This is a genomic window from Chryseobacterium sp. UYP7 (genome assembly GCF_056279225.1).
This window is the reverse complement of the sequence record NZ_JBWBQW010000008.1, coordinates 1-13328: the sequence shown is the minus strand read 5'-3', so window position 1 is coordinate 13328 and position 13328 is coordinate 1. Positions and strand designations below refer to the sequence as shown.

16 protein-coding genes are annotated in these 13328 nt (G+C 34.0%); 11 read left to right on the top strand and 5 right to left on the bottom strand.

Annotated elements, in window-relative coordinates:
* Window positions 1-77 precede the first annotated feature (77 nt).
* The 4 genes from ACZ9HT_RS14515 to ACZ9HT_RS14500 are packed head-to-tail and all read right to left on the bottom strand — an operon-like array spanning window position 78 to window position 3513.
* Complete coding sequence (locus tag ACZ9HT_RS14515) at window positions 78-320, bottom strand: DUF6520 family protein (protein ID WP_476041217.1); 243 nt, start codon at window positions 318-320, stop codon at window positions 78-80.
* Between the two features lie 33 nt (window positions 321-353).
* Complete coding sequence (locus ACZ9HT_RS14510; RefSeq protein ID WP_476041216.1) at window positions 354-2039, bottom strand: MauE/DoxX family redox-associated membrane protein; 1686 nt, start codon at window positions 2037-2039, stop codon at window positions 354-356.
* Window positions 2040-2077: 38 nt separating this feature from the next.
* Window positions 2078-2875 (bottom strand): helix-turn-helix domain-containing protein, encoded by a 798-nt coding sequence (locus tag ACZ9HT_RS14505; RefSeq protein WP_476041215.1) that lies wholly within the window; start codon window positions 2873-2875, stop codon window positions 2078-2080.
* Window positions 2872-3513, bottom strand: a complete 642-nt coding sequence (locus ACZ9HT_RS14500) for an N-acyl amino acid synthase FeeM domain-containing protein (protein WP_476041214.1) — start codon at window positions 3511-3513, stop codon at window positions 2872-2874. Before ACZ9HT_RS14500 ends, ACZ9HT_RS14505 begins: the two co-directional genes overlap by 4 nt.
* 128 nt (window positions 3514-3641) lie before the next feature.
* Between ACZ9HT_RS14500 and ACZ9HT_RS14495 the strand changes: the two genes are divergently transcribed.
* Entirely contained in the window at window positions 3642-4397 is a 756-nt protein-coding gene (locus ACZ9HT_RS14495; protein WP_476041213.1) for a response regulator transcription factor, read from the top strand.
* Here ACZ9HT_RS14495 and ACZ9HT_RS14490 read toward each other — a convergent pair.
* Complete coding sequence (locus ACZ9HT_RS14490) at window positions 4389-5165, bottom strand: ThiF family adenylyltransferase (RefSeq protein WP_476041212.1); 777 nt, start codon at window positions 5163-5165, stop codon at window positions 4389-4391. The genes ACZ9HT_RS14495 and ACZ9HT_RS14490 overlap by 9 nt on opposite strands.
* A gap of 146 nt (window positions 5166-5311) precedes the next feature.
* Here ACZ9HT_RS14490 and ACZ9HT_RS14485 point away from each other — a divergent pair, with 146 nt between their 5' ends.
* From ACZ9HT_RS14485 to ACZ9HT_RS14440, 10 genes are all read left to right on the top strand, one after another.
* Window positions 5312-6151, top strand: a complete 840-nt coding sequence (locus tag ACZ9HT_RS14485; protein WP_476041211.1) for an RteC domain-containing protein — start codon at window positions 5312-5314, stop codon at window positions 6149-6151.
* 228 nt (window positions 6152-6379) lie between these two features.
* Window positions 6380-6643, top strand: coding sequence for a helix-turn-helix domain-containing protein (locus ACZ9HT_RS14480; protein WP_476041210.1), 264 nt, complete (start codon window positions 6380-6382; stop codon window positions 6641-6643).
* Window positions 6644-6659: 16 nt separating this feature from the next.
* The gene (locus tag ACZ9HT_RS14475) at window positions 6660-7229 is read left to right on the top strand and encodes a hypothetical protein (protein WP_476041209.1); all 570 of its coding nucleotides are present in this window, start codon (window positions 6660-6662) and stop codon (window positions 7227-7229) included.
* 21 nt (window positions 7230-7250) lie between these two features.
* Window positions 7251-7502, top strand: a complete 252-nt coding sequence (locus tag ACZ9HT_RS14470) for a DUF3853 family protein (RefSeq protein ID WP_476041208.1) — start codon at window positions 7251-7253, stop codon at window positions 7500-7502.
* 2 nt (window positions 7503-7504) lie between these two features.
* Complete coding sequence (locus ACZ9HT_RS14465) at window positions 7505-8230, top strand: hypothetical protein (RefSeq protein ID WP_476041207.1); 726 nt, start codon at window positions 7505-7507, stop codon at window positions 8228-8230.
* Between the two features lie 48 nt (window positions 8231-8278).
* A complete protein-coding gene (locus tag ACZ9HT_RS14460) occupies window positions 8279-9376 on the top strand; it encodes a hypothetical protein (RefSeq protein WP_476041206.1) in 1098 nt (365 codons plus the stop codon).
* Window positions 9377-9816: 440 nt separating this feature from the next.
* Window positions 9817-10656, top strand: coding sequence for a toprim domain-containing protein (locus ACZ9HT_RS14455; protein WP_476041205.1), 840 nt, complete (start codon window positions 9817-9819; stop codon window positions 10654-10656).
* Between the two features lie 166 nt (window positions 10657-10822).
* Window positions 10823-11791: a site-specific tyrosine recombinase/integron integrase gene (gene xerA / locus ACZ9HT_RS14450; RefSeq protein ID WP_476041204.1), complete on the top strand. Its 969-nt coding sequence runs from the start codon at window positions 10823-10825 to the stop codon at window positions 11789-11791.
* A 119-nt stretch (window positions 11792-11910) separates the two neighbouring features.
* The gene (locus ACZ9HT_RS14445) at window positions 11911-12459 is read left to right on the top strand and encodes a hypothetical protein (protein WP_476041203.1); all 549 of its coding nucleotides are present in this window, start codon (window positions 11911-11913) and stop codon (window positions 12457-12459) included.
* Between the two features lie 159 nt (window positions 12460-12618).
* Window positions 12619-13095 (top strand): hypothetical protein, encoded by a 477-nt coding sequence (locus ACZ9HT_RS14440; protein WP_476041202.1) that lies wholly within the window; start codon window positions 12619-12621, stop codon window positions 13093-13095.
* Window positions 13096-13328 lie beyond the last annotated feature (233 nt).

Here is a 13328-nt window from a genome sequence, read left to right as displayed (position 1 = left end):
ACAGCATTACATTTATTTCAGACTAAAAAGCCGGAAGAAAATCTTCCGGCCCGGATAAATAACTGCTCGTTTACCTATTAAGGCTGATAGAGATCCATTCCACACTGTGTTCCGTTGACAAACCGATTTAGATTATGTCCGGAAAAAGTACATGCAATTACACCACTAGGTGAACAGTTGACGGGTGTAATGTTACAGACCCCGTTTGCAAAGTAGGCTCCTTTTTCGAGTGCTGAAGGAGCATCCTGAATTTTGTTGGTGGCAAAAGCTGCCCCAACTCCGGCAAAGATCAATACTGCCGGAAAAATTAAATTTTTCATAATTAAAAAATTAAAAAGTGACGCTTACTCTTTTTACAGGTTTTCAGCATCCCCTGTTTTGAGCTGCCCGATAAACGACTGCGCAAATCGGTACCGGACGAGCTCGTTTCCGGAAATTATGTAGAGGTAGCGTTCCGTTGCAAGCATTTGCGCTACTTTGTTTCTTCCTCTGTTGGAGATATAAAAACTGCCTATATATTTCTGTTGGTCTGTGCGGTAACAGTCGATCACAGAAGCCTGCTTCCAAGCAGCTTTTTCTTCAAATTTTCCCCGCAGATTCGATTGGTTAAAAAGAACACCGCCAATGGCTGTCGTATTTTTGTTTACCTGTAGCGGGGGAGCAACCATTTTACGTCTTCCATCCGACATGACTACTGCGCGTACCTGCGCATGGCTGATGGTATCAATAGTTTTTAGTCTTCGGAGCAGATGGAGTCGGGAGTCCATTACTAGAAATTCATTGCGGTAAAAATAGGTGTAGATGAGATTTCCACTTTTCGGATCTTCCACCAGTTTGCCGTCTGAATCGAACAGGCCGTCCGTTTGCTTCTGAAGAATATCGGGATTGAGATATACCCTTGCAGGATTTGTAAGATGGAGACTGCCTATGATATACATATTGTTATCTCTCAGCATGGTTCTTATACCAAAATTTACACTGTCAATTACCGCAAGCTGCGAAAAAAAAGCCTCGTTGTAGCTGACAATATGTGCACCGTGACCAGGCAGCTTTCCCCGATAAATTACAGGGACATCACCGTCATACAGATAAAAATAGGGTGCTTTTACATTTACCCGTACGTTCCGGAAGGAATAATCGGTCTTCTCCGGTTTAATTTTGAATTCCGTTTTCGTTTTCAGGGCAGTATCTACTGTTGTGAGTACAAAAGGTGCGGTAGTATTTCCCAGATAAAGGTGATAGTTGTCAAAACCTGCAAAATAATAGGAATTAAAACCGAGGTTTATTTTAGCATCTTCATCTTCCAAAGGATGCAAAAGAAACCTGCGCGTAAAATTATTTTCTTTTTTCATGATATGTTCAGAAGAAAGAAACAGGGCGATCATACTGCCTGCAGAAAGAACCAGCAATACCATCATTTTATAAGCAAGCATTCGTCGGCTTTTTCTTCGCTGCCAGTAATTATTCATCCAATCTTCTTCAGAATGATCCAAGGACGAAAGATCCGGAGGGAAAGGAGATGCGGCTATTATAGCAAGACCTGCCATCACAACACATGCAATATTAAAAATCAGATGTTCGGTCCAGCCCAATTTTTCTAAAATGCCGCCGCAGGAGCACGGCACAAAATCACTATAGTTAAGGATGAGATAGATGTAAACCGTAAAAGCGACCATGATGGCAAACGAAGCATATAAACCCAAAAGTCGGCTAGCGTGGAAGCAAAGAAAACCTACGATAACCAGTTCTAAGATAATGACCCCATAAGAAACAAATCCCGCATAGGCACTCAGCAACGGGGACTGCGCCAACTGCACCTGAAAATTTTCAAAATCGAACATTTTACTTCCCGCTGCATATATAAAAAGTAAAATAAAAGCATACGATGCATATATGGGCAATTTGTTAATAAAGGTTTTCATGTCTGCATTTTTGATGATGTAAAATTGCAACATCCCTTTTTCAGATACATTTACTTTAGTGGCAGAAGTATGTGTAATAAAAATATTTTTATGAATAATAAAAACGTTTATATGCATAATAGTATCAACAGAATAATAAAGTTGGTACGGTAAAGTCACTGTTGCAGTGCGATCCGGGGAGTGCGGTGGAACGGGAAGTGGTAAGTTTTATGGAACAAAGTATAGAGTTGATGGTAACTGGCAAATCCATTTTTATAGGCAATTTCTTTATAGCTCAATGTACTCAAAAGAAGATCTTCGAGTACAGGTATCATTTTGATTTTAAGATAATGATGGTAAAAGGGACTTTCAAAAAATGCATTGCTGTCTTTTGAAATTTGGCGGTAAGAGAGGCCTTTGCTTTTAACAAAAGCTTCTAAGGTTCCTTTGTCGTCAGGATCATAAGTTTCTAGCAATCTCAACAGGTACCGGTACCGGTTGTTTCCTATCGATGCAGATGGTCTTGGAAAAACCGTTTGATGGGATACAACGGAAATTGTGTAATGGTGCTGCTCCTTGGTCACAACCCCTAAAAAAATTTGAATTTCCTCTGAATTGATTTGCTGAACATGTATAGGAAGAAAAAACTGGTCTTTCAAAGCTGATTCAGAGATGCGCTGGTAGGCTTTAAGTAGTAATTTCACCATCTCAGTATGATCTCCATTGGTTGTTATCACTTCCTCCATCTCCTGATAACTAAAGATAAATCCATGGTGATAGTATTCCTTTTGTTGATCTAAAAAATGTAAAGTCTGAAACAACTTTATATAATTTTGAACAATTTCTTTGGTTTGTGATAAGACATTCTCCGTGGAAATATACTGCCGTTCCGATGAGGAATCACAAAGTTGACAGTAGCGCTCCAATGCTTTTTTAAGATGTTTTTGTAATAGATCAAAATGATAAGTGTTCATGGAGGTAGCTTTACATCATGGAGGTCCTTCCTGAATATCCTAAGTTCACTGTTCAGGAAATCCTTGTTTTTGTTTAGGAAAACTTGATATCCGGCCCAAGGCAATCTTATGGGAACTGTTTCCGATCCCATATAGAGTATAGGCTTACCAATCGCTTCAGCTTCTATCCCTAGAAGCTGGATCGTTCGCAATAATTTAACGTCGCATTCTGCTAAGACAATTCCTTTATGACTTTGTTGCGCAACTTGTAGTGCAAGTGCAATCAGCGTTTTAAAAATATGGAAACCTTTCTTGTCTGCTCCTTTGGATACAGCGAATCTGCCGATATGATAAATGGGTGTTCCCAAACTGACTGAGGTTTCAATATTAATATTAAAAATCTTTTCTATAGGTAAAATTTGAGTTGGTGTTTTTTGGAAGATTCTGATGCTCCCACAAATAATATTATACGACATTGCAACGAAAATATGAGCGTTAAAATATTGTTTTTCTTCAGCACATAATATTTTTCTCGTAGAATTTATGTCTTCAGCTGTCAAAATTTCCCGATGATGCAGACGGTTTTCATTAACTACAAAATAAATTAATTCATCGATATTTTCAGGAGACATTTTGTAATATTCTATATTTTGCGTCATATTTTTATTGTTTTAGCAAAAATATTATGATATTTTTATATATTCTCTACACTTTTGTGTAGATTTGATAAATAAAGATAAAAGCTACATGATAAGGTAGATAAGTTCAACAAAATTCGCTCTTAGTTATGGATGAAATACACAGATTCTTTTCAAGAAAGAATACGGTAGATTTTTTATCGGAAGATGAGTATGCTCAAAGTGACAATTATCTCGAAACCCTAAGAGCCGTCTGCAGGCTTTCATACATGAGCATGTATGTAATCGACTATGAGAGAAAGGAATTCGAATATGTGTCAGATAATCCACTTTTTCTATGTAATCATACTCCTTCGGAAGTCATGGCGATGGGATATGCTTTCTACTTCAAATACGTATCGAAAGATGACTTGGAAATGTTGATCAGAGTGAACGAGATAGGTTTTGATTTTTTTTACACTACACCACTCCAAGACCGGAAAAATTACAGCATTTCCTATGATTTTAATTTACAGACTGGAAAAGAGAAAATCTTGATCAATCACAAATTAACCCCGATATTTATTACTTCCGAAGGTAAAATATGGAAAGCACTTTGTGTCGTTTCGCTGTCTTCCCACGATGTTTCAGGAAATGTCCTACTTTCGAAGACAGGGGAAGATTCATTCTGGGAGCTCGATTTAGCCGCCGGAGTATGGAATAAAATTGATAAAAGTAGATTAACGGAACGGGAGTTGCAGACTGTTCGCCTGCATGCGCAGGGATTAACTATAAGCCAAATAGCAGATAGAATGTTTATCGCTGTCGATACTGTTAAATTTCATCGAAGAAAGCTTTTTGAAAAATTGCAGGTTAAAAATATGGGAGAGGCATTAGCTTATGTCAAAAATAACAAACTACTTTAATAAAGAATTTCTTCCTTGTTCTTCTTCCTGAAATAAAGAACTCAAATAAAACTCCGGAAATTTTTTATAAAACCTCCCTGTAGCTATTTTCACCAAAAGATGGGTACACATCGCGGCGACATACCACGATCCAATAGCCAACTGGGGTGGTGGTTGCGTGAGTTCTTCATTTCTATATCGATTTAATATTTCTTCAAGCCATATCTGAGGTTTCTGCCAGTAACGTTGGTAATTTGCAGCATATTCTACTACCTCCACTTCATTAAAACTACTGGATTTTCCAATTGATTCAAGAGGTAGTCCATCGGGTGAAAGAACAGTAACTAATCCTCCCCATCCAACATTATATGGATGTAAAACCGGTATGCCACTGTTAAAACATGATTCATCAAATAGCTGAGGTGCTTCATTCGTGTAGTCCAAGGCGTTGATTCCGGCATTGTATCTCCCTGTTTCTGGCACATTGCCGATACTTATAAACTCATTTATATAGCCGATTTCCGCATGCGAATTGATGCTTTTTAGTCTTTCGTAAAGTGCGGCAGATTTTGAAGTTCCTATCTGGCCTTCAGTGTAATTTTGTCTGTTGAGATTGGAGTCTTCGATGAGGTCACCATCAATCACGCATATTTTTTCAAATCCCGTACGAAGTGCACATTCCGCGATATTGCTTCCGATTCCATTACCGGCAATAACAATCGAGAAATTTTTTAATTTTTGTTGCTCACTGTTACTGAGATAAATGCGGTTTCTTAAATAACGGTCCATGATAAAAAGTTTGTCAAATCTACTTTTTTTGCATGTTCAGCTACCTACACTTTCGTGTAGTTCTTTGGGCTTTTGGCATTATTTAATCTACAGTGTAGCAAATGAATTAATGATGGGCAATACATTTGAGTATAAATGAAATATCTATGGTTAAGTTCATTGGAAATCTCGAAAGTGAATTGGAAAGCAGATTACTATTTCTAAGTTTAGAATCTGACAAACCTCTAAGAAGAGCAGAAGAATCAATGCTGGAAATTAATAATGCATTGAAAAAACTGAAATCTTTTGTTTTACGCACTAAGTTTCCTTCAGACACTGAAGAAATAGATTTCTTCAAAAACCGTAAACCCTTGATATTATCAAAATTAATCTATCATAATGAAGTCTATAGAATCGAAACCCGTAAGCCAAGTGGAGGTGAAAAGATGATTCGAAAATACTATCAGACAGAACTCATTAAACTGAAAGAGTTTTTTGAGGAAAATGTCGATTTTTATGGATATTACAGAACCCTCAGTACCTACCTTGATCATAAATATTTTATCCGCAAAAAACTCGACGTTAAGTTGAGTTTAGACTCTTTTGTTTTTGAATCAGATGCAAGATTCAGTACTTCTCATGATTATAAAGTCGCAAAAATCATGGCAAACGACCTCCTCGAAGTTTATCTGAATGACCAATTGCTAAAATTAAATAGGCAAGGGGACGAGCATTACCGAATATCCACGCCCAAAACAAAACTGGCCTGGACAGATAATAAGACATCCCTGATTGAATTAATTTATGCCTTGCACTGCAAAGGAACATTCAATAATGGAAGTGCGGATATCAAGGAGATCAGCGCTTATTTTGAGGCGGTTTTCAGTATAGAACTCGGTGATGTCTATCGGACATACTTGGAAATAAAAAACAGGTCATCCCGGACAAAATTCTTAGATAATCTGCAAAATTTGTTGAATAACAAAATGGATTCGCAGGATGAATAAGAAATTTTCTGACTTTAAAGCCCACCTTGTAGCAATTCAAAAAACTCAATATTTTTGGAAAATTTTTTATTGATTTTGTTGGAGCTTTCTGAAGTTCAATGAAAAAAAACTTAGTGATAGCGCCTTCAACTCAGCTTTCTTTAAAATATCAATACCCAACTTGGGTACACCTTGGGGGTGTAATCCATCAATAATACCAAAATTTGTTATATAAAATAATTTCAAATTATGGCAATAGCAATTATCACCAAAGAAGATCTCCAGCAGTTTAAAATTGAACTCCTCGAAAGTATTGAAACCTTGCTTCAGGGAAAGAAGACAGAAGAGAAACTATGGCTTCGAACTTCCGAAGTCAAGGAGCTTTTAAAAATATCTTCAGGAACCTTACAAAACCTGAGAATTAACGGAACCTTGTATTACAGTAAAATAGGAGGGACGCTGTATTACAATTATAAAGACATCCAGAAACTACTGATGGATTTTAAACATTAATTGTAAATCAGCATTTATGAAGCAGTCTAAAAATATCATCAGTTTTTTTGAACGGGTCATCGAGGATGACCGTTTAAATCCCTCTCATATCAGTATGTACGTTTCTCTTTTCCAGCTATGGAGTTTAAACCAGTTTCAAAATCCTTTTCGTATTTGCAGAGAAGAAGTGATGAAGTTAGGTAAAATCAAATCGATCGCTACTTACCATAAGTGCATTAGAGAGCTTTACGAAGCCGGATTTATTATTTATTTGCCTAGCTATGATTCCTACAAAGGGAGTTTGATTGAAATTACTGCTTTTGAAACTGAAAAGGTAGATAATAATAAAGGATTACAAAATCGAAAAATATTACCAAAACTAGAGGTTTCTTTTTCTGTACCGATGAGGGATGAAGTTGAATTATATTTTACCGAACGTGATTTTCTTTCTACAAATGCAGATCAATTTTATTCATCATATCAATCTGCAAATTGGAAATTGAGTAATAATAAACCCATGAAATGCTGGCAAGCGGCCGCGAGGAATTGGATTTCTAAAGTGAATAAAGCTCACAACAAGAACATTCATGATAATCAGATGAACTAGTAATTTAAAAGATCACTTCAAATGAAAAGTATTGATCCTAAAACACCGATTTGGCAGTTAACCGTTGAAGAATTCTTAGAAGTTTCCAAAAATCTCAATTCTTATAAAAAGTATGAATACGGTTTGAAAGGATTGGCGAAGATTCTTGGTTGCTCCGTGTCGAAGGCTTCGGAAGTAAAATCTTCAGGTATTTTAAATGAGGCCATCATCCAAAACGGAAATATCATCATCATCGATATCGAAAGAGCATTGGAACTTTTTGGAAAAAAATAAGCATGTATTATCTTGAACTCATTCAACGGTTTTGGCATTTTAACAAAGAAAATCAAGTAGGTTCTACGGCAATCTCAATTTATCTCTACCTTTTGAAAACTAGTAATGACACCAATCGTTATGATTTCAATATTTCAGATGTTGAAATTAGTAAACAGTTAGGATTAACAAGAAAAACGGTAAAATGCACAAAAGAGAAACTAAGGAGTTTAGGTTTAATTCAATATCAAACTAAAAATGGTTCTCCTGGATATTATAAATTGATTTTAGATTATCCTTTATTGATTACTCACTCTAAAGTTTCGGAAAAGCAACGAAAGGGAAGAGAGACTATTTCTCAAAAAACAGAACAATTAGAAATTCCATTGCAGACTGGTTTACCGATTCAAGATACAAGTGAAAACATTCCCAAAATTGTCAATCAAAAGATTACACCTCAGTTGTCAAAAGTATTAAGTCCAATTATAGATGATAGAGGTTTTCCTACAATTGAAGAGTTCATTGATTATGCTCAAACATTAGAAAGTTATGATTCCCAATTAGATTTCAGCATTAAAGAAAAATATAGAAATTGGATAAATAATAACTGGAAAAATAGTTCAGACCGGCCGATTACCAATTGGAAGTCTTCATTGAAAAGCACTTTGCCTTTTATGAAAAGTACCACCAATAATACAATCCGATCAATTCCCAATATAAAGCGCTCTAAGTTTTCAATTGATAACTAAAAAAATAAAATCGGTAATAGACTCCAAAACAAAACCTAAAAAACGATTATGAACATTCCAGAAAAGGATTTGAAATTAATCCGCAAGGAATTTGAAAAAAAAGAGGGGAGATTTCCTGACAGAATAAGACTGGGAAATAATTTCGTGGACGATTTCATTTTTGAAAATAGTGAGGCGGCAGATATTCCGATCAATGCACTTCGAGTAATTTTCAATATCGTTTCAATTATTAGTAATGAGCAGTTTCGACCGGAAGACCGTCCGAAACAACTGACTTTATTCGATGAAGAATTTGAAACCGAAAATAACACTTTTGCTTCTATAAAAATTAGGAACAGTAAAATCTCGCCAAGTGGTTCTACAAAACAAGTTGTAAATGCGTATGAGTTTTTGGCTAAATTCAAAATGAGTTGGTACAAATCACTTAATTCGAAAGGTAGAGAAATTAAAACTTTTGGAGGACTTATTTCTACGCCAAGTTATGATCACAGAGGTTATACCTCATTTTTGATAAGCAGTTATTGGTTGAAAAAACTTATGGTCATTCCTGAATACAATTACATCCTTTATAATCTGGTGTATAACATCAAAAATAATAAACATATCATTTTTGCAATATGGCTTTCTAAATTACCTGAAAATGGAACGGTTTTAAAGCTTTCTACGTTGAATAAGAAATTCAATTTGAATTATAAAACAGCCAATGATTTTTGCTTTAAATTTTTAAAATCTGTGAGAATCAGTCTTAATAAGTTCAATAATATGTCTTTCAATTATAAATGCGAAAGAGATCATATTTTCATCCTTCCTTATCATACCAAAACGATTTTGGATGATACTTTGTCCGCCGATACACAAGATCTATTGGAAATTACCCGAAGATTAATTTATTTCAGAAAAAGGTATGGTTTACAGGAAGAAGAAATGCTTCATTTTTCTCATCAATACAGGAATATTCCACAAACTAGAGCGTTAATCGACCAATCTTTCAAAGAGTTTATCAGAACAAACCGATTACAAGAAATTAAATCTACAGATTTTCAGGGAAAAATATTTCTGAATGAAATTCAGCTAATAATAATAAGGAAGTACAGAAAGACGAAAATGGGAGAGTTATTACCAAATGGTTATCCAAATATTATCTGAATTCGGATTCGCACTTATTTCATCTCGGAATTGCACTCATTCAGACTTCGGAATTGCACTCGCTGAAGTTAAGGAAATGTTAAAATAAAGGGAAATTGTAATGAGTGTTCGGAATTGCACTCTTTTCAAAATTTTAAAATCATTACAACTATGGATAACGATATGAAATTACGACTAACCGCGATTATTGCAGAAAAAAAAATATTTCTATTCGGAATTGCACTCATTTCAAAACAGGTGGATTTTCGGATTTGTACTCATTTCAATTACGGATTTGTACTCATCTTTGATTCGGAATTGCGCTCATTCTAAATTGTTACAAAACTACTTTGCATAGAGAGTGTCAGCCATCCACTAAAAGTATATCAAAAAGTAATTAAAAGTCTTTTTTTATTAAAAAGGAAAATGTGGATAAAAAATTTGCTTTAAAAAAGAAAAAAATGAATTGCGAAAAAATAACAGAGAAAGTGAATATCAGAACGGTTTTAGAATCATTCAATCTTTTTCCTGTAAAAGAAAACCAACGGATTGCATTTTATTTTGCTTTGGATAGAGTAGAGGCAGTTCCTAGCTTTTCAGTTGATTTTGTAAAAAATGTAGGATTTGATTTCGGAACAGGAAAAAGTTATGATGTAATTTCGATTGTTCAGCAGATGAAAAAATGTTCAGTTTCTGATGCTTTGAAATATCTTTCGGAATTCAATTTTCGTGTTCCGGAAAATGATTTTAAAAATGAAACTACGAAGAAAAGTTATCAAATTGTTGAAGTCAATGAGGTTAAGCATCCGGCATTAATTCAATACTTGAAATCAAGAAAGGTTTTTGAACAAAGTCATTTTGTTAAAGAAATTCATTACGAATTGAATGGCAAGAAGTATTTCGGAATTGGGTTTTATAACAATTCTGGAGGAGTGGAAATCCGAAATAAATATTCTAAAATATGTCTGGGCAAAAAAGATGTTACGTTGATTAGAAATTCAAATCATCAGAACAATGAAATTTGCATTTTCGAAGGTTTTTTTGATTACCTAACTTTCAGAAATATTGAGAAATCAGAAAATCTAATATCAGATTATTTGATATTGAACTCTACTGCAATGCTTTTTAAAGCTGATGAAATATTGAAAAATTATGATCGAATTTCGCTTTTCTTGGACAATGATCCAAATGGAGAAAATACAAGAGAAATTATTCGTGAGAAATATGAAAATGTAGATGATTGTTCTTTATTGTATCGTGATTTTAAGGATTTGAATGAGTGGTTTTGCAAAAAAAAATAAAGATGTACTAATTATCGAATTGACATGAAATCCTAAAGATTAAATTTAGAATAGAATTTTAATTATCTTTATATCTCAAAATCAATTGGATATGATCTGGAAAGCGAAATTAATTAACCATAGAAATGAAGATCGAATTGGTGTATAATTCGAGAAAAACAAGGAATTGATTGAACGCATAAAACTTATACATGGTGCAAGATGGAGTCAACAAAAAAAACTCTGGCATATCCCGGACACGCGAGAAAATAGAGAACGTTTCCGCATTATACAGAAAAAAGATATCAAGCTTTCAGTAGAGGGACAAGAAGATCTCAAACAGTTCATTCGCTGGCTCTCTTCGAAAAGATATAGCGCAAATACAATCAAAACTTACTCTGAGGCGTTAAGATCATTTTTGGTTTATAACCAGGCGAACAATATTTGTGAACTAACTAATGCAGATGTACTTGATTATAATAATGATTACATTTTGAAAAACAAATTATCTGCATCTTACCAGAACCAAGTTATTAGTGCTGTAAAATTATATTTTGGAACAGTACGTAATACCAAAATAGAAGTAGATAAAATTGACCGTCCAAAAAAGCCTAAAACATTACCAAATGTTTTAAGTAAAGAAGAAGTAAAGAATATTTTAGAGGCACATGCCAATATGAAGCACAAAATGATGCTTTCTTTAATCTACAGTTGTGGGCTGCGATGTAGCGAATTACTCCAATTAAGACCTCTTGATATAGATTCTAAAAGAAATATTGTTCTGATCAAGCAAGCAAAAGGGAAAAAAGACAGAATTACACCCTTATCTCCAAAGATTTTAGAATTATTAAGGGCATATTATCAGCTTTACAAACCAAAAACGTATTTATTTGAAGGTCAAGAACCAGGTACTATTTACTCTCCAAAAAGCCTTCAGAGTGTACTAAAACATGCATTGCAAAAAGCCAACATTAAAAAGCCAGTGACCTTACATTGGCTTCGCCACAGTTATGCTACTCATTTATTAGAAAGTGGAACTGATTTACGCTATATTCAAGAACTACTTGGACATAACAGCAGCAGAACAACTGAAATTTACACCCACGTAAGCACAAAAAGCTTACAACAGATAAAAAGTCCGTTTGACGATTTATAAAGAAAAAAAATATATCTTAGTGATTAGAAATAAGTCTTACGATAATCAGACAAATACCTACCAAATAGGTTGTATTTGTCTGACGAAGTAAGACATATAAACAAGTTATAAGATATTTTATGAAGAAAGTGCTATATTCAATACTACTTCTCATTAGTTTAAGCTGTAACAAACAGCCTGATTTAAAATTTCAAAATATTTCTACTGATAAAATGGTTCAAAATGATTCAAGCATTGATCTTTCTGAAAGAGCTAATCTGAAAAACCAAAAAATTCTGCAGACAAGCAACGTCAATCTGAAAGAATTAAGCTTGATAATGTTAAGTCCGAATTTCAATCCAGAATTTATGAACAATTACAAATATTTAGTAGAAATTAAAACCTTATATAATTCTGAACGTCAACAATTTTCCTCGGATGAGAAAATGAAAAAACTGGACGATTTTGAAGAAATTATTAATGAAGAATTACTTAAATCAAATCTGGATGTTAAATATGTTTTTAGAATTAGACAAGCAGGGATAAGTTATTACTATTTAGCAAGTAACGACACTATCAAAGTAAAGGAAAAACTGAAGGAAAATATAAATGAAAATTTCGTTGCTATTTCTATTCAAAAGAACTGGAATGTTTATAGATCAGCACTTGAAAGAACTAGTAAGAAATAAAAACATCTTATAACAGGGTATTTCTATTAGCGGGTCGGAAGTTCCTATCATCAAGATTTTCGCTAATTGTTCAATTTGTTATATTTACAAAAACTTGTTATAAAAGTCCCCGCCAACAGAAATACGCAACCGTTGTAACACATTTTATAAAAACCGAGATTGAAATTTATATTAAAAATAATTTTAGTAGCATTAATTTTTTTAGTGGTTGCAATTATAACAATTGTAATTGCATTTGGCGACCACACTAATAGAACTAACTTTAAAATTTATTCTGCTGATAAAAAACAATGCGTATCTGTAATTACTGATGGAGAAACGAGATATTTTATAAACGGAGAATATAACTCAATCCCAAAAACGAATTATGTAAAAGTTGAAATAAGTCACATCGACCCAATCGGAGATGAAATTGGTGTATGTTGGAAAAACGACCAATATGATTGGCAAGTTGTAAATCATAGTTCTAAAGTAGTTGAAAATAGATTGGATACATTAAAATACAAATTCAAAACAAGTTGGGACACAGACGAAACAGGAATTCTAAATGCAAAAAAATATCGAAAAAATAGTTGTGGAACAATAGGACTAACAATGATGAACACTTTTGGTGAACATATTATTTTGGAAAATTAGGCGAAAAAAAACGTGTTACAACATCGTATTGGCAATAGTGCGGAGGAATCGCAAGTTTAACCATTTCACATGTTCCGAATTTTAATTTATAATAAGAAAGTTTCCGCGTTAAAGCCGCACCATCGCCAATACGCAAAACGTTGTAGGAAATTTCGAAAGCACCCTCAAAATATAATAACAATTTAAAATTTATCTTATGAAAAAATTACTTTTTACTTTTTTGACATTCTTTT

Excerpts from the sequence above, each read along its gene's own strand:
- ACZ9HT_RS14515 (WP_476041217.1), bottom strand. The coding sequence starts at position 320 with ATGAAAAATTTAATTTTTCCGGCAGTATTGATCTTTGCCGGAGTTGGG.
- ACZ9HT_RS14510 (WP_476041216.1), bottom strand. The coding sequence starts at position 2,039 with ATGCATATAAACGTTTTTATTATTCATAAAAATATTTTTATTACACAT.
- ACZ9HT_RS14505 (WP_476041215.1), bottom strand. The coding sequence starts at position 2,875 with ATGAACACTTATCATTTTGATCTATTACAAAAACATCTTAAAAAAGCA.
- ACZ9HT_RS14500 (WP_476041214.1), bottom strand. The coding sequence starts at position 3,513 with ATGACGCAAAATATAGAATATTACAAAATGTCTCCTGAAAATATCGAT.
- ACZ9HT_RS14495 (WP_476041213.1), top strand. The coding sequence starts at position 3,642 with ATGGATGAAATACACAGATTCTTTTCAAGAAAGAATACGGTAGATTTT.
- ACZ9HT_RS14490 (WP_476041212.1), bottom strand. The coding sequence starts at position 5,165 with ATGGACCGTTATTTAAGAAACCGCATTTATCTCAGTAACAGTGAGCAA.
- ACZ9HT_RS14485 (WP_476041211.1), top strand. The coding sequence starts at position 5,312 with ATGGTTAAGTTCATTGGAAATCTCGAAAGTGAATTGGAAAGCAGATTA.
- ACZ9HT_RS14480 (WP_476041210.1), top strand. The coding sequence starts at position 6,380 with ATGGCAATAGCAATTATCACCAAAGAAGATCTCCAGCAGTTTAAAATT.
- ACZ9HT_RS14475 (WP_476041209.1), top strand. The coding sequence starts at position 6,660 with ATGAAGCAGTCTAAAAATATCATCAGTTTTTTTGAACGGGTCATCGAG.
- ACZ9HT_RS14470 (WP_476041208.1), top strand. The coding sequence starts at position 7,251 with ATGAAAAGTATTGATCCTAAAACACCGATTTGGCAGTTAACCGTTGAA.
- ACZ9HT_RS14465 (WP_476041207.1), top strand. The coding sequence starts at position 7,505 with ATGTATTATCTTGAACTCATTCAACGGTTTTGGCATTTTAACAAAGAA.
- ACZ9HT_RS14460 (WP_476041206.1), top strand. The coding sequence starts at position 8,279 with ATGAACATTCCAGAAAAGGATTTGAAATTAATCCGCAAGGAATTTGAA.
- ACZ9HT_RS14455 (WP_476041205.1), top strand. The coding sequence starts at position 9,817 with ATGAATTGCGAAAAAATAACAGAGAAAGTGAATATCAGAACGGTTTTA.
- ACZ9HT_RS14445 (WP_476041203.1), top strand. The coding sequence starts at position 11,911 with ATGAAGAAAGTGCTATATTCAATACTACTTCTCATTAGTTTAAGCTGT.